Genomic DNA, 14,824 nt, shown 5'->3' with positions numbered 1-14,824 from the left:
GGCGACATCCCCGCGCCGCTCAAGCGTGCCGTGAGCACGTACGTTCCACGTTCTCGACAGGAGCTCACCCCAGTGACAGTCGTGTCACCGGCCGGCCGCGGCCTGTCCGCGGCCCTCGCCTTCGCCCTCACCCTCGCCGCCGCCGGTTGTGGCGGCTCCGCCGAGGGAGCGGGCAGCGCCGCCACCACCCCCCGCCCCGGCGGAACACTCAAGATCGCCGTCTCCGAGGATCCGGTCTGCCTCGATCCGCCGCAGGCCAACTTCTCCTCGGCCGTCAACGTCATGCGCCAGCTCTTCGACACCCTCACCGACCAGGACCCGCGTACGGGCGAGATCAAGCCGTGGCTGGCCACCTCCTGGGAGGTCGATCCCGAGGCCACCACGTTCACCTTCCACCTGCGCGAGGGCGTGACGTTCAGCGACGGCGCGCCGGTGAACGCGGCCGCGGTCAAGGCCAACCTCGACGAGATCGTCAGGCTGGGCGCGAAGTCGCTGTTCGCCTCCACGTACCTGTCCGGCTACAAGGGCACGACCGTGGTGGACGAGCACACCGCCAAGGTCGAGTTCGACGCCCCCAACGCCCAGTTCCTCCAGGCCACCGCGACCACCTCGCTGGGGCTCAGCTCCCCCGCCTCGCTCGCCAAGCCGCCGGCCGACCGGTGCCGCGCGCCGATCGGCTCCGGCGCGTTCGTGCTGGACAGGCTGCAGACCAACCACAGCGTCACGGTGAAGCGGCGGGCCGGGTACGCCTGGCCCTCGTCGCTGGCCGCCCACCAGGGCGAGGCGTACCTGGACGCGGTGGAGTTCCGCATCGTGCCCGAGCAGGGCGTGCGTACGGGGGTGCTCACCTCGGGCCAGGTGCACGCGATCACCGACGTGCAGCCGGTGACCGAGCGGCAGTTCCGGCAGGGCCGCTTCGAGGTGCTCAGCCGCTACAACCCGGGCCTGCCCTACGCCCTCTACCCCAACACGTTACGGCCGCTGCTCGGCGACGAGGCGGTGCGCAAGGCGGTCAGCAAGGGCATCGACCGCAAGCAGGTGGTCGACGTGGTGCTGACCTCCACCTACCGCCCGGCGACCAGCATCCTGACCAGCTCCACCCCGGGCTACGCCGACTTCGGGGCCGACCTCGCCTACGACCCCGAGGGGGCCACGGCGCTGCTGGAGAAGGCCGGCTGGCAGCCGGGACCCGACGGCATCAGGGTGAAGGACGGCCGCAGGCTCAGCCTGAACGTCTACTTCACCACCGGCTTCAACCCCAACACCACGATCCTCGAGCTGATCGCCCAGCAGCTCCGCAAGATCGGCGTGGAGCTGCAGCTCCGCCCGGTGGACGCGGCCGGGTTCGGCGAGGCACAGGAGAAGAAGCAGATCGACTTCCGCTGGGGCAACAGCACCAGGGCCGACCCCGACATCCTGCGCACGGTCTTCTCCACGAAGTTCTCCGCCGCCGCCTACCTTCCCGCCACCGACCTGGACAAGCGGCTCGACCGGCAGATCTCCACACTGGATCAGGCCGGCAGGAACGAGGTGGTGAAGGAGATCCAGAAGACCGTGCTCGACCGCGGCTACGCCATCCCGGTGTTCGAGCTGGCGCAGGTCGTGGGGGTGTCGAAGGCGGTGCGCGGGCTGACACTGGATCCGTCCGTACGGCTGCGCCTGCACGACGCCTGGCTGGCCTCATGAGCGGCGCGAACGCGATCCCGCTGTCGGTCCTGGACCTGTCGCCCATCACCTCGGGCGGCACGGCGGCCGACGCCCTGCACAACACGCTCGACCTGGCCCGCCACGCCGAACGGCTCGGCTACTCCCGCTACTGGATCGCCGAGCACCACCTCAGCCCCAGCGTGGCCGCTGCTGCTCCGGCCGTGCTCATCGCGCTGGTGGTCTCGGCCACCGAGCGCCTGCGGGTCGGCTCGGGCGCGGCGCTGATCGCCAACTCCACGCCGCTCCTGCTGGCCGAGCAGTTCGGCACGATCGCCCAGCTCCACCCCGGCCGGGTGGACCTGGGTCTGGGACGATCGGGCTCCAAACGGTTCGCCGAGGTCGCGGCCGAGTCGGCCAAGGCGCCGGCGGGCGGGGTCGCGCCGATCGGCCGGGGCGCGGTGGTGGACGGCGTCGTCATCCCCGCCAGGACCGCGATCTCCTTCGACACCGAGCTGTTCCGCATCAAGGCCAGGCTGCTCGGCCAGGTGGACGGCGCCGACGACGACTACTCGGGTCAGGTGCGCGACGTGCTGCGCTTCCTGCGCGGCGACTACCGCACCGACCAGGGGATATCGCTGCGCGCGCTGCCCGCGGAGAACGCCGACCTGCAGGTGTGGGTGCTGGGGTCGAGCGCGGGCGCCAGCGCGGCGGCGGCCGGAGAGCACGGCCTGCCGTACGCGGCCAACTACCACCTGGGCGGGGCGACCGTGCTGGAGTCGGTGGCGGCCTACCGGGCGGCGTTCCGGCCGTCGGAGCGGCTGGCGGAGCCGTACGTGATGGTGTCGGCCGACGTGATCGTGGCCGAGGACGACGAGAGCGCCGCCCGGCTCGCGGCCCCGACCGCGCTGTGGGTGCTGAACATGCGGCGGGGCCTCGCCACGGGGCCCTTCCCCAGCGAGGCCGAGGCGGAGGCGCACGAGTGGACGGATGAGGAGCGCACGTACGTGGCCGATCGCATCAGCACGCATATCGCCGGCTCGCCCGCCACGGTCACCTCGAAGCTGCGCCGCCTGGCGGCGGTCACGGGCGCCGACGAGCTGCTCATCACCACGATCACCGCGCGGCACGCCGACCGGGTGCGCTCGTATGAGCTGCTGGCCGAGGCGTGGGGCGGGCAGCGGGCTCGATCGGCGGTCGAGTGAGGTTCGGCAGCGGCCCCAGCGCCCGGTACCACGATGGCGGCCACAGACACCCGCAGGAAGGAAAGAGCATTGGCGCAACCCGACAAGCACGAGGTGGAGCACCGGGGCACCGCGCACGCTCCGGCGAAGACCGTCTACGGGCTGCTCGCGGACCTGACGGTGTGGCCGCGCATCTTCCCGCCGATCGTTCACGTGGAGTATCTGGAGCGGACGGCGGAGCGCGAACGGGCCAGGATCTGGCTGCACGGCGGCGAGGACGTGCGCCAGTGGGTGGCGCTGCGGACCCTCGCCCCCGAGTCGCTGAGCGTCTTCTACCGGCAGGAGGTGGCCCAGCATCCCGTCGCCGACATGGGCGGCGGCTGGATCGTCGAGCCGGACGGCCCCGAGCGGTCGCTGGTGCGGCTGCTGCACGACTACCGGCCGGTCAGCGAGGACGCCGTGGCCTGGATCGACGAGGTCCTGGACGACAACAGCACGGCGGAGCTGGCCGCGCTGCTCGCCGCGGCGGATCTGGAGCCTCGCGCGTCCGACGTGCTGCTCGAACTGCGCGACATCGTCCACGTGGCCGGCCCTGCGCAGGCGGTCTACGACTTCCTGTACGACGGCGGCAGGTGGCACGAGCACTTCGAGCACATCGCCCGCTCGGAGGTCCGGCCGGCCGGCGAGGAGGCGCACATCCTGGAGCTGGAGTCGCCCGACAAGGACGGCCACCCGCACACCACCCGCCAGGTCAGGATCGGCGTTCCCGGCAGGAAGGTCGTCTACAAGCAGCTCGTGATCCCGCCGCTGGCGAGCGGCCACACGGGTGAGTGGTCCATCGAGGAGCGCGAGGACGGCGTCGAGGTGACCGCGCGCCAGACCATCGTGATCCGCGAGGAGGGCATCGCCGACGTGCTCGGCCCGCAGGTGAGCCTGGCGGAGGCCAGGGCGTGGATCGAGCGGGCGTTGGGAGGGAACGCACGACTGATTCTGCAGCGGGCCAAGGCCCACGTGGAAAAGACGACCTGAAAGATCGCCGCGGATGCCATTCCGCGGCGATTTTCTCAGCGCTATCGGTGAAACGCCGATAGCGCTGTTCGGCGTTGCCGGAAATCGGCTCCATTTCCCGGCGAAAGGCGGATCCTCTCCGCCGGGAAACGTGACAATTCACTGCGAAACACTTAGTATCCCGCTATAACCTGCAAATTTGGTAGGGAAAGTTCTGAACGGCCCGCCATCGAGAACCCGAGGCGGACACCCACAGACCGGGAGGTCGTCATGCACGTCAGGGTGCTAGGCGCACTGAATGTCGATCACGACGGGGTCGACATCACCCCCAGCGCCCACAAGCCGCGGCAGATCCTGTCGTTACTGGCGCTCAACTCCAACCGCGTCGTGCCCAACGCCGCCATCATGGAAGAGCTCTGGGACGACAATCCGCCGCGCAGCGCGGTGACGACGCTGCAGACGTACATCATGCAATTGCGGAAAAGCATGGCCGCCGCCATGAAAGTCCCCGCCTCCGTCGTCGCGAAGGAACGGCTCGTCACGACCGCCGGCGGCTACCTGCTGCGCCTGCCGCCCGAATCCATCGACCTGCACCGCTACGAGGCGCTCGACGCGCGCGGACGCGAGGCGCTCGACGCCAACGACGGGGCCGAGGCCGTGCGGCTGTTCGACGAGGCGCTGCGGCTGTGGCAGGGCTCTGCCCTGGTGGACGTGCCGCCGGGGCCGCTGCTGCACCGCGAGATCGTCCGCATGGAGGAGGCCCGCTTCGGCACCATCGAAAAGCGCATCGAGGCGAATCTCCGGCTCAACCGGCACAGCGAGATGCTCGGCGAGCTGCGCGCGCTGTGCATGGAGCACCAGCTGCACGAGACGCTGCAGGCGCAGTACATGATCTGCCTGCATCACTGCGGGCGGCGCGACGAGGCGCTGGCCGCCTTCCGCACGCTGCGCGGCAGCCTGATCAACGAGCTGGGGCTGGAGCCGTCGGTCAAGCTCCAGCGGCTGCACCGCGCCATCCTGGCCGACGACCCCATCCTGCACCGCACCCCGTCGTTCTTCCGGATGCCCGCGCACGCGGGGGCGCCGGAGCGGGCCAAGCGGCCGGCCCCGGTCAGCGGGGAACCCGCCGACGGCGAGCGCACCCGCGGCAAGCCGTCCCGCCGCCGCAGGACGCAGCACCGGCGGCGGCGCGGCTGATGCGCCCGCCCATCAGACCGATCAGGCCGGTCAGACGCGGCGGATCCGGGCCAGCCAGCCCGGCACGTCCACCTCCCGCCGCGGGTCGGTGGGATCGAGGCAGGTGAACGGTGCGGCCTCGAACGCCTCCACCTGCCAGCCCGCGCCGAACGCCCGGCGGTGGTCGGCCTCCCCCGCGCCCGGCGGAAAGCCATCGGCCGGGGTGTCGGAGAGCGACAGGACGTGCACGCGCGCCCCCGGGCGGCAGGCCCGGTGCAGGGCCGCCGCGTAGCGTGCCCGGGTCTCGGCGTCGAACACGTGGAACAGCCCCGTGTCGATCACGGTGGCGTACGACTCCCCGCGCGCGCCGACGAGCAGCGCGTCCGCGCACTCGAACGCGGCCGCGATCCCGCGCTCCTTAGCCTTGTCGCGCGCCTCGGCGATCGCCGCGGGAGAGCTGTCGATCCCCAGCACGTCGTAGCCGAGCGCGGCCAGCAGCAGCGTGTGCTCGCCCGTGCCGCATCCCGCGTCCAGCACGGGCCCTTCGATCAGCCCGGCGCGCTCCAGGCCGACCACGACCTCCTGGGGGTGGCCCACGTCCCACGGCGGCGCCTTCCGCCGTGTCCTGGCGGCACGGTACGCCTCCTCGAAAGGGTCCTTCTCCCCCATGTCACCCCGCCTTTCCTCGCGGCGCCCTGCGATCCGGCTCCCAGCCTCCCGCCGTCCGGTAGAGCCGCCCTCAAGACCCCATGGACCGCGTTGTGAGCGGCGGCGGGAGCGGCCGGTTCGAGCCGCGTTCTAGGCCCGCGCGAGCGCGGAAAGCCAGCCTTCCCACGACATCGCACCAGCGATCTCTCAGCCGACCTCCGATCTCGCCGCGTTCCCGCGGTTCGATCGGCCGCAGCAGCACGGGGAGCAGCCGACCATGGTGAAACGACGTGACCTGTTCAAACTGGGCGCCCTCGCGGGCGGCGCCGCCGTGATTCCCGCACTCGCCGCGCAGGACACCGGCGTCCAGGCGTTCGCGCGGCCCGCCGGTCACCACCATCACGCCGCCGCCGTGTTCCGCGGGCGGGCGGCGGCCGCCCCCGAGCCCTTCACGGTGCGCCTGCCGCTGCCTCCCGTGCTCAAGCCGTCCGCCGTGCTGGCCGACGCCGACGTCTACCGGCTGACCACCCGGCCGGCGGTCGCCGAACTGCTGCCCGGCCTGCGGACCCCCGTGCTCACCTACGGCGGCTCGTTCGTCGGGCCCACGATCCGCGCCACCACCGGCCGGCGGGTGATCGTGCACCACACCAACGCCCTGGAGACGGGCACATCGGTGCACCTGCACGGCGCGCACGTGCCCGCCGCCCACGACGGCTTCCCCACCGACCTCATCGCGCCGGGCACCACCCGCACCTACGAGTACGCCAATCAGCAGGCCGCCGCGACGCTGTGGTACCACGACCACGCGCACCACATGGAGGCCGAGCACGTCTACCGCGGCCTGCACGCCTTCTACCTGCTCGAAGACCCCGGCGAGCGCGCGCTCAAGCTGCCCAGGGGCTCCTACGACATCCCGATCATGCTGACCGACGCCCGCTTCGCCGAGGACGGCGGCCTGGTCTTCATCATGGACGACTCGGGCAACCGCACCACGCTGCTCGCCAACGGCCGCCCGGCCCCGTACCTGCCGGTCGCCGGCCGCCGCTACCGCCTACGCCTGCTCAACGCCAGCAACATGCGGGTCTTCCAGCTCCGGCTCGCCGGCGGGGAGGAGCTGGTGCAGGTGGCGAGCGACGGCGGCCTGCTGCCCGCCCCCGCGCCCACGGACACGACCACGCTGAGCGCGGCCGAGCGCGCCGACGTCGTCATCGACTTCTCCCGCTATCCGGAGGGCACCAAGCTGGTGCTCGACGACGTGCTCAGCGGACAGCCCGTGCTCCGCTTCGACGTGGGCGAGCGCGAGCGCGACGACAGCCGCGTCCCCTCCGAGCTCCGGCCCCAGGACCCGCTGCCGGAGGCCACGATCGAGCGCGATGTGACGCTCGCCTACGACGTCGACCTCGGCTGGTTCACCATCAACGGCAAGCTCTTCGACCCCGAGCGCGTCGACTTCACGATCAACGAGGGCAGCACCGAGATCTGGCGCATCCACAACTCGGCGGACCCCATCGGGGTGCCGCACAACCTCCACGTGCACCTCGTGCAGTTCCAGGTGCTCGACCGGGACGGCGTGCCGGCGGGGCCGCAGGAACGCGGACCGAAGGACACGGTGGCGCTGGCGCCGGGCGAGACCGTACGGGTGAAGGCCACGTTCGCCGACCACCGGGGCCGCTACGTCTTCCACTGCCACCAGCTCGACCACTCCAGCATGGGGATGATGGCGGTGTTCGAGGTCGTCTGACCCCTCATTCCGCGAAATCTCGGGATGCGTCGCCCGGGTGCCGGGCGTCGTAGCGGCCGCGCGCGCTCTCGACGTCCTCGTGGTGCTCCACGGCCCAGTCGATCAGCCCGGAGACGCGTTCGAGCAGCGTGCGGCCGAGCGGCGTCAGCTCGTACTCGACCCTGGGCGGCACCTCGGCGTAGATGCTGCGGACCACCAGCCCGTCGCGTTCGAGCACGCGCAGGGTCCTGGTCAGCATGCGCTGGCTGATGCCGGGCACCGCGCGCCGCACCTCGTTGAAGCGGCGCGGCCCGGCGCCCAGCTCGTTGACGACCGACAGGGTCCATTTGTCCCCCACCCTGTTGAGGACGTCGCGGACCTGGCAGGTCAGCTCGTCGCGCGCTTTCAGCACGGAATTCACGCGGGCCGCTGGGCTGTCGACGTGCAAGGGTTCCCTCCGTTTCACCGAGGCAGATAAAAGTGCCTACTTCCGGTAGGAATTAAGCGTTACTCAGAATGGTGCCGGTTACCAGTCGAAACCGTCGCAATATTCAGGGGATTCATCATGTCCGTGGAAACTCTCGTGCCCGACCAGACCTTCGCCGCCCCCGTTCTGGACGGGCGGCTGGACCGCGCGGCCGCGGCGCTGCGCGAGAACGGCTTCGTCGTGCACGTCGTGGACAGCGTCGCCGACGCCCGCAAGCTCGTCGGCGAGCTGGTCCCCGGCGACCAGAGCGTCTTCACCACCTCCAGCGAGACGCTCCGGCTGTCCGGCATCGCCGCCGACCTCGACGAGTCCGGCACGTACGCCTCCGTCCGCGCCGGCGCCGAGCTGCCGGAGAACGACGTGCAGGCGGTGCTCCGCCTCGGCGCGACCGCCGAGTACGTCGTGGGCAGCGTGCACGCGGTGACGGAGGAGGGCCACCTGGTCGTCGCCTCGGCCAGCGGCAGCCAGCTCGCGCCGTACGCGTCCGGGGCGCGCAAGGTCATTTGGGTGGTGGGCGCGCAGAAGGTGGTGCCTGACCTGGAGACCGGGCTGCGGCGGGTGCGCACGTACAGCCTGCCGCGCGAGCACCAGCGGCTGCAGGAGATCGGGCAGTCGTCGTTCATCGGCAAGATCCTCATCATCGAGCGCGAGGCCCTGCCGGAGCGCGCCACGGTCGTACTCGTACGCGAGGAGATCGGCTTCTGAACGGCTACTGAACGACGGGTCACGCCCGCCTCGCGCCGGCCTCCGCCGAGGGCTGCCAGCCGAGCGCGGGCGCGACCTCGGTCGCCAGCAGCTCGATGGAGCGCAGGATGAGCGGGTGCGGCGGGTCCACCGAGTGCACCTGGAAGGCCACGTCGGTCACCTGCTCGAGCGTGGGGTCGGCGCGCAGGCTCTCGATGACGTCCTGCGGCGTGCCGAGGTGCACGTCGAAGGCCGCGATCTTGCTGTGGAGATCGCGCTGCGGCAGCTCGTACGGCAGCCTGCGGCGGCCCAGGCCCAGCTCGGCGTAGCGCAGCGCCTCGGCCCGGCTGTCGGCGACGAACGCGGTCCGCGAAGCCATGATGCGCGGCTCGGCCCCCGGCGGAAGGGCTTCGCGGTAGGCCGCGATGATCGGGAGCTGCAGGTCGGCGAGGGTGGCCTGCGGGTCCTCCGCGGGCCTGGGCTGGGTACGGGAGAGCATCAGCCCATGCCCAGCCCGGCCCGCGCGTGCGCCTCCGGAGACCGAGAATGTGGCCTCCCACACGGCGTCGAGCAGCCGGGACGCGGGCGGGTAGAGCCGGTTGCCGCCGCCGAGCCGCTCCCCCGCCCAGGCGCGCCGCAGCACCCACAGGTGCTCGGCGTACAGGGCCGCGCGGTCGGCGGGGTCACGTCCGAACGGCACGAATGCCGACGGCGTGCCGCCTCCGCCGACGCCCACCTCCAGCCGCCCGCCGCATAGCAGGTCGAGCACGGCGGTGTCCTCGGCCACCCGCAGCGGATGTTCGAGCGGCAGCGTGATGATCCCGGTGCCGAGCCTGATGCGGCTGGTCGTGGCCGCGACGTGGGCCAGGAACACCAGCGGCGCGGGCAGCCCGCCCTCCTCGCCGTCGAAGTGGTGCTGCGCCACCCACGCGGTGTCGAAGCCGTACGCCTCGGCATGTCTGATCTGCTCGGCGGCCAGCCGGTAGCGCTCGCCGGGCGGTACGTCGTCCAGCAGCCGGGTGAAGAATCCGAGTCTCATGGCATCCGCTCCTGGAACGCGGCCGACAACTCACGGGTGTTGTCATGCCCAGGCTGGGTGCTTCCGGTTATCAACGACGCGTCCTTTGCTTCACGGGGGGACCGCGACGAGCTGCGGTTTTCGATCGGGTCGCCTTTCTCGATCATGCACTATAACCCATACATCTAGTAGGGAATGTAGGGCTTACTGTCCCCGAACGGCCGGAGATGAGGTGAAACGATCCGGCGGGTCCGGACAGGTATGGGATGTCGGACCCATCGGAGGGAAGCAGGCGACGTGACGCACCAGGACCGTAAGCAGCGCTTCGAGGTGATCTACGTCGCCAACTACGCCGACATCCTGGCCTACGTACGGCGGCGTACCGCATCCCACGAGGACGCCGCCGACGCCGTCGCGGAGACGTTCGCCACCGCCTGGCGCCGCCTGGACGACATACCCGAAGGGCGGGACGCCCGCCTGTGGCTGTTCGGCGTGGCCCGCCGCGTGCTGGCCAACGGCCGCCGCGCCGAGTCGCGCCGCAGCGAGCTGGTCGAACGGCTCGGCCAGGAGCTCGCCCTATGGGCGGCGGAGCACGCCGAGCCCGGCGATCACCTGCGTGGCGTGAAGGAGGCGTTCGCCCGGCTGAGCCCCGGCGACCGCGAGATCCTCGCGCTGGCCGGCTGGGAACGGCTCGGCTCCGACGAGATCGCCACCGTGCTCGGCTGCTCCCGCGCCAACGCCCGCCTGCGGTTGCACCGGGCTCGAAAACGGCTGGCCAAGCAGTTGCTCGCGGAGAACGTCGACATCACCCGCATCGGCCTGCGCGCCGTCGCGATGACAAAGGGGACGCCATGACAAGGGACACTGTGATGCACGAGATCGATCGTCTCGTCGCCGGCATCGCGCCCGATCCCGGTCCCGGTATGACGCCGATCTCCAGGGAGCTGCTGGAGGAGGTCACCTCCATCCCCGTCGCCGAGAGCCGCAGAGGCCGTCTCACCTCTCGGATCCGCAGGTGGGCGGCGGTGCCGGCGCTGGCCGCGCTGACCGTGCTGATGTCGTTCGGCGTCGCGCAGGCCCCCGCGTCCGCCGCGCTGGACATCAAGGTCGTGGACGGCCACTACGTGATCACGGTCAAGGACCTGATGGCCGAGCCCGAGGTGTACGAGCGGGAGCTGCGCGCCAGGGGCATCAACATCACGCTCAAGCTGGTGCCGACCTCCGCGAGCATGACCGGGCAGATCTTCGTGCTGAACGACGTGGACCGGTTGCGGGCGGGCGAGACGGTGCCCGCGCAGGGCCCGATCCGCGCCATCGACCGTCCAGGGCCCTGCGAGCGCTTCGGCGGCTGCCCCATCGGCCTGAAGGTGCCGGTCGGCTACACCAAGAAGGCCGGTGTCATCCTCGGCCGCCGGGCCGCACCCGGCGAGCGATACGGCATGCCGCCCGGCATCGCCATGCCCGGCGAGCCGCTGCACTGCGTGGACTACGTCAACCGGACCGTCGCCGAGGTCGCGGCCATGCTGCGCGAGCGCGGCGTCACCCCGTCGTACACCGCGTACGGCAGGCCCCGCGGCTTCACGCCCCCCGACGGCTGGTACGTGCTCGACGGCGTGATGAGCGCCGACCACCAGGCCCTCCTGCTCGTCGCCGACAAGCCCGGCAAGCCCAGCGACTACAACGGGCCCGGCGAGCCCGGCGTACGCCGGCCCCAGAAAGGCTGCTGACGCTCCGCCCGCAGCACGCAGGCCCGGCCTCACCCGGCGTGCGCCGCCCACCGGCGGATCCGGCGCGCGCCGGACGCTGAACGTCCGCTGACGAAGCCGGCAGGCGGCACCGCACGCCGGAGGCCGGCCGCCGCCTTGCCTGCCACCTGATCCCCGCATGCCATCCAGGCGACCGCCATGGGTGCGGTTCGCCATGCCCGTACACGATCGGATCCACCGTGCTCGTAGACACTCGCGTCGCGCTGCCCTCGCAGCGCCGCTCCGCCGCCCTCGCGGACCACCGCCTCTTCGCCGTACTGCTGGCCCTGGCCGCCGCGCTGCGGGTGGTGACGATGCTCGGCTACCGCCCCGCCACCCTCTACTGGTACGACTCCTTCACCTACCTCGACATGGCGGTGCATCCTGCGCCGTCGGCGTCCTTCCACCCGATCGGCTACTCGCTGCTGCTGCGGGCGCTGCTGCCGTTCCACAGCGTGGAGCTGATCGTCGCCGTCCAGCACGCGATGGGCCTGGCCACCGGGCTGCTGCTCTACGCGGTGCTGCGGCGCAGGTCGGTGCCCGGCTGGGCGGCGGCGGCCGCGACGGTGCCGCTGCTGTTCGACGCCTCGTTCCTGCGGCTGGAGACCGGGATCCTGTCCGACACGCAGTTCATCTTCCTCATCGTGGCCGCCCTGGCCGTCCTGATGTGGTCGCCGGAGGTCTCGGTACGGGCGGCCGCGTGCGCGGGCCTGCTGTTCGCCGCGGCGGCATTGACCAGGACGATCGCGCTGCCCCTGCTGCTGCTCGTCGTGCTGGTGCTGGCCGTGCGGCGGGTGGGGTGGCGGCCGCTGGGCGCGCTGGCGCTGGCGGGTGCGCTGCCTCTGACCGGGTACGCCGCCTGGTACGCCCAGCACCACGGCCGTTTCGCCATCAGCGGCGCGGACGGCGTCGCCCTGTGGGCGCGGACCATGACCTTCGCCGACTGCGCCCGCATCCAGCCGCCGCCCCACCTGGCCCGCCTGTGCCCGAACGGCACGGAGCTGGACGCGGCATCGGAGTACGTCTGGGCCCCGCAGGCGTCGCTCAACCTGCTGCCCGGCGACCGGTTCACGCACAACGACCTGGCCCGCGAGTTCGCCGTACGGGCGATCCTGGCCCAGCCGCTCGACTACCTGCGAGACGTGGCCCGCGACACCGCCATCGCCTTCTCCTGGACCCCTATCCCGCATCCCGAACGCACCACGCCCGCGTTCGGCTTCAGGAAGGGACACTGGAAGCTGCCCGCGCAGCCGCTGATCGACAAGGTGAAACGCGAGTACGACCCGGACATCCGGGGCCTGTCGTCGGTCTCGCCGTACGCGGACTTCCTCATCGCCTACCAGTACGTCGCCTACCTGCGCGGCCCGTTCCTGGCCGCGATCCTGCTGCTCGGAACGGTGGCCGCGATCCGCCGGCCGCGCGTGGCGCTGCTGCCGCAGGCCGTGGCGCTGGCGCTGCTGGTCGGCCCGGTCGCGGTCCTCGACTTCGACCACCGTTACGTGCTGCCCGTCGTCCCCGTCGCCTGCCTGGCCGCCGCCCTCGCCTTCCAGCGGGACCCGTCACGGAATTAGCGGGGCCGCCCCCGGCACGTGGTCGTCCGGGCGCGGCCCGCCTCCTGGAGCTGCGGAATCAGTCGACTCCGACGTTGAACCGCTGGGTCTCGCCGAATTGGTAGGTGTTGAAGCTGCCGCTGGTGGCGCCGACCTTGATGTCGATGGTGTCGCCGTAGTCGCGGGAACCGCGCACACGGATGGGGACCGGCGTGTCAGTGCACCAGTACCTGACGTCCTGCCAGCTACGGCGGGTGGCGCCGTAGTCGAGCCGCACGGACTGGCCGGTGAGGGTGCCATGGTGACAGTAGGCGTCGAGCTCGCCCTCGATGATGTACGCGTTGGGGCCGTCGGAGCGGACGGTCCCGTTGAACCGGACGTCGTACTGGTTGACCCCGAAGGGGTCGTCCTTGATGTAGGCGACTCGGACCGTGACCGTGACGGCGTTCGCCGGTGGGGCGGTGGGCACGGTCAGCAGCGTCGAGCCGAGGATCGCCCCGGCCAGCGCCGCGTAACGCGAGCGTCGGGTGAGGGTACGGGCCATGCGGGTGCTTCCTTTCGTAGGAAGGGGCGGCGTTTGCCGCACGCCGCCTATGCGTACTCCAAGTAATCATGCGCTCACTCTCTGTGATGTAGCCGTGGGAGTGACAGCCCGCTCACCTGTCATGGCCGGCGTCGCCACCCGGCTCTGGAAACCGCACGAACAGGTCACCGGCGTCGCTTGTGATCCCTAAGCTATGCCAGCGATCACACCTGACCGACTTGTGGGATTTGATGCCGATGCATGTCCTCAGGAAGACGGCCGTGGTCCTCGCGGTCCTGTCGCTGTGCGGCTGCGGTGCCGACCCCAGAACCCCGAGCAGCCCTCCTCCGACGCCCGCTCCGCCCCGGGCCGGCGCCTCCTCTCCCCGGCCTCGCCGTCTCCCAGCGCATCGGGCGGGCCGTACGTACGGGAAGGGCTGGTCGGATTCCACGGCGCGGACAAGTTCCGCATCGAGGTGAAGGCGGTGGAACGGCACCGCGACCTGACCGCGCTCAAGATGGAGATCACCAACCTGGAGGACAAGATCTCCTCCGGCGACTTCGGATACGACGGGCTCCCCTTACAGACGGTGACGTTCGGCAGGTTCCGGCTGTTCGACCCGGTCGGCAAGAAGGTGTACTTCACGCTGCGGGAGGACAACGGCACGAGCCGGGCGTTCGGCACCCGCCACAGCCTGAAGGATCTGAACCGCCTGCCCGAGTACTTCCAGCCGGGCGTCCGCTACCCCGTCGAGGTGTACTTCCCGCCGCTGCCCGCCGAGGTCCGGCAGGTCTCGGTCGTGCCCGACCTGGCGTTCGCGCCGTTCACCGGCATCCCGGTCACCGACGGCGCCGAGCCGCCCGTCGCGCGCGAGCGCGAGCCGGAAGCGTCGCCCTCGCCCGGCGCGACGGTCCAGTGGCAGGTGGTGCCGCCGTCGGGCGAGATCTGGTCGGCGGTCTCGGACGTGAACGAGCTGATCGAGACCCCGCAGAAGACGACGCAGCGAGAAGGCACCGAAGAGACGATCGGGCTCCGCACGGACGTGCTGTTCTCCTTCGACAAGGCCGATCTGTCGCCCAAGGCCACCGCCGTGCTCGACGAGGTGGTCGAGGAGACCCGCGAACGCGCCGACCCGGCCAAGCCGCCGATCGTCATCGAGGGGCACACCGACAGCAAGGGCGAGGACGCCTACAACCAGAAGCTGTCGGTGCGGCGGGCCGAGGCGGTGCGCCGCTATCTCGCCGGCAAGCTGGGCGGCGAGTACCGGTACGAGGCCACCGGCAAGGGCGAGAGCGAGCCGATCGCCGAGAACACCAAGCCGGACGGCAGCGACAACCCCGAGGGCCGGGCCCGCAACCGCCGCGTCGAGATCTCGTACCAGCTCAAGCAGGAGAGCCCGGGCACGGCCTGGCACGTCGAGCCCGCCGGCGGGCAAGG

General features: G+C 71.3%; 14 protein-coding genes and 1 pseudogene. 10 read left to right on the top strand and 5 right to left on the bottom strand.

The genetic code is table 11. The features are described 5' to 3' along the window. Positions 1-72 precede the first annotated feature (72 nt). From WBK31_RS14945 to WBK31_RS14930, 4 genes are all read left to right on the top strand, one after another. Positions 73-1,686, top strand: coding sequence for an ABC transporter substrate-binding protein (locus WBK31_RS14945; protein WP_406675054.1), 1,614 nt, complete (start codon positions 73-75; stop codon positions 1,684-1,686). Beyond that, positions 1,683-2,849 carry an MsnO8 family LLM class oxidoreductase gene (locus WBK31_RS14940; RefSeq protein WP_364050899.1) on the top strand — a complete coding sequence of 389 codons (1,167 nt, stop codon included), beginning with the start codon at positions 1,683-1,685 and terminating at the stop codon, positions 2,847-2,849. Before WBK31_RS14945 ends, WBK31_RS14940 begins: the two co-directional genes overlap by 4 nt. Positions 2,850-2,918: 69 nt before the next feature. Beyond that, positions 2,919-3,857: an aromatase/cyclase gene (locus tag WBK31_RS14935; RefSeq protein ID WP_364050896.1), complete on the top strand. Its 939-nt coding sequence runs from the start codon at positions 2,919-2,921 to the stop codon at positions 3,855-3,857. Between the two features lie 249 nt (positions 3,858-4,106). Next, positions 4,107-5,033 (top strand): BTAD domain-containing putative transcriptional regulator, encoded by a 927-nt coding sequence (locus WBK31_RS14930; protein WP_406675053.1) that lies wholly within the window; start codon positions 4,107-4,109, stop codon positions 5,031-5,033. Between the two features lie 30 nt (positions 5,034-5,063). Here the strand turns inward: WBK31_RS14930 and WBK31_RS14925 are convergent, their stop codons facing one another. Then, positions 5,064-5,681 carry a class I SAM-dependent methyltransferase gene (locus WBK31_RS14925; RefSeq protein WP_406675052.1) on the bottom strand — a complete coding sequence of 206 codons (618 nt, stop codon included), beginning with the start codon at positions 5,679-5,681 and terminating at the stop codon, positions 5,064-5,066. 256 nt (positions 5,682-5,937) lie between these two features. On the opposite strand from WBK31_RS14925, the gene WBK31_RS14920 reads away from it, so the two are divergent. Then, the gene (locus WBK31_RS14920) at positions 5,938-7,401 is read left to right on the top strand and encodes a multicopper oxidase family protein (protein WP_406675051.1); all 1,464 of its coding nucleotides are present in this window, start codon (positions 5,938-5,940) and stop codon (positions 7,399-7,401) included. 4 nt (positions 7,402-7,405) lie between these two features. Here the strand turns inward: WBK31_RS14920 and WBK31_RS14915 are convergent, their stop codons facing one another. Next, positions 7,406-7,792 carry a helix-turn-helix domain-containing protein gene (locus WBK31_RS14915; RefSeq protein WP_364050884.1) on the bottom strand — a complete coding sequence of 129 codons (387 nt, stop codon included), beginning with the start codon at positions 7,790-7,792 and terminating at the stop codon, positions 7,406-7,408. A gap of 153 nt (positions 7,793-7,945) precedes the next feature. Here WBK31_RS14915 and WBK31_RS14910 point away from each other — a divergent pair, with 153 nt between their 5' ends. Then, on the top strand, positions 7,946-8,572 hold the full coding sequence (locus tag WBK31_RS14910; RefSeq protein ID WP_364050881.1) for a lactate utilization protein: 627 nt from the start codon (positions 7,946-7,948) through the stop codon (positions 8,570-8,572). 19 nt (positions 8,573-8,591) lie between these two features. On the opposite strand, the gene WBK31_RS14905 is transcribed toward WBK31_RS14910, so the two are convergent. Next, positions 8,592-9,590 carry a putative FMN-dependent luciferase-like monooxygenase gene (locus tag WBK31_RS14905; protein WP_364050878.1) on the bottom strand — a complete coding sequence of 333 codons (999 nt, stop codon included), beginning with the start codon at positions 9,588-9,590 and terminating at the stop codon, positions 8,592-8,594. Between the two features lie 276 nt (positions 9,591-9,866). On the opposite strand from WBK31_RS14905, the gene WBK31_RS14900 reads away from it, so the two are divergent. The 3 genes from WBK31_RS14900 to WBK31_RS14890 all read left to right on the top strand — a co-directional run bounded on the left by WBK31_RS14900 (position 9,867) and on the right by WBK31_RS14890 (position 12,885). Continuing rightward, entirely contained in the window at positions 9,867-10,424 is a 558-nt protein-coding gene (locus WBK31_RS14900) for a sigma-70 family RNA polymerase sigma factor (protein ID WP_364050875.1), read from the top strand. Continuing rightward, positions 10,421-11,296 (top strand): hypothetical protein, encoded by an 876-nt coding sequence (locus WBK31_RS14895; RefSeq protein WP_364050872.1) that lies wholly within the window; start codon positions 10,421-10,423, stop codon positions 11,294-11,296. Before WBK31_RS14900 ends, WBK31_RS14895 begins: the two co-directional genes overlap by 4 nt. Positions 11,297-11,514: 218 nt before the next feature. Further along, entirely contained in the window at positions 11,515-12,885 is a 1,371-nt protein-coding gene (locus tag WBK31_RS14890) for a hypothetical protein (protein WP_378789084.1), read from the top strand. A 58-nt stretch (positions 12,886-12,943) separates the two neighbouring features. Here WBK31_RS14890 and WBK31_RS14885 read toward each other — a convergent pair whose 3' ends face one another. Then, on the bottom strand, positions 12,944-13,408 hold the full coding sequence (locus WBK31_RS14885) for a hypothetical protein (RefSeq protein WP_364050867.1): 465 nt from the start codon (positions 13,406-13,408) through the stop codon (positions 12,944-12,946). A gap of 720 nt (positions 13,409-14,128) precedes the next feature. Beyond that, positions 14,129-14,401: a hypothetical protein gene (locus WBK31_RS14880; RefSeq protein WP_378790289.1), complete on the bottom strand. Its 273-nt coding sequence runs from the start codon at positions 14,399-14,401 to the stop codon at positions 14,129-14,131. On the opposite strand from WBK31_RS14880, the pseudogene WBK31_RS14875 reads away from it, so the two are divergent. Beyond that, positions 14,310-14,702, top strand: a pseudogene (locus WBK31_RS14875) (OmpA family protein); the annotation flags it as partial. The gene WBK31_RS14880 and the pseudogene WBK31_RS14875 overlap by 92 nt on opposite strands. Positions 14,703-14,824 lie beyond the last annotated feature (122 nt).

It is taken from the genome of Nonomuraea sp. N2-4H, from assembly GCF_045291505.1.
In the GTDB taxonomy this organism is placed as follows: Bacteria; Actinomycetota; Actinomycetes; order Streptosporangiales; family Streptosporangiaceae; genus Nonomuraea; species Nonomuraea fastidiosa.
This window is presented reverse-complemented; position numbering and strand designations above follow the sequence as displayed.

What these genes read in the sequence shown, in the direction of transcription:
- WBK31_RS14940 (WP_364050899.1), top strand. Translation starts at nt 1,683, where the DNA reads ATGAGCGGCGCGAACGCGATCCCGCTGTCGGTCCTGGACCTGTCGCCC.
- WBK31_RS14930 (WP_406675053.1), top strand. Translation starts at nt 4,107, where the DNA reads ATGCACGTCAGGGTGCTAGGCGCACTGAATGTCGATCACGACGGGGTC.
- WBK31_RS14925 (WP_406675052.1), bottom strand. Translation starts at nt 5,681, where the DNA reads ATGGGGGAGAAGGACCCTTTCGAGGAGGCGTACCGTGCCGCCAGGACA.
- WBK31_RS14920 (WP_406675051.1), top strand. Translation starts at nt 5,938, where the DNA reads ATGGTGAAACGACGTGACCTGTTCAAACTGGGCGCCCTCGCGGGCGGC.
- WBK31_RS14910 (WP_364050881.1), top strand. Translation starts at nt 7,946, where the DNA reads ATGTCCGTGGAAACTCTCGTGCCCGACCAGACCTTCGCCGCCCCCGTT.
- WBK31_RS14905 (WP_364050878.1), bottom strand. Translation starts at nt 9,590, where the DNA reads ATGAGACTCGGATTCTTCACCCGGCTGCTGGACGACGTACCGCCCGGC.
- WBK31_RS14895 (WP_364050872.1), top strand. Translation starts at nt 10,421, where the DNA reads ATGACAAGGGACACTGTGATGCACGAGATCGATCGTCTCGTCGCCGGC.
- WBK31_RS14885 (WP_364050867.1), bottom strand. Translation starts at nt 13,408, where the DNA reads ATGGCCCGTACCCTCACCCGACGCTCGCGTTACGCGGCGCTGGCCGGG.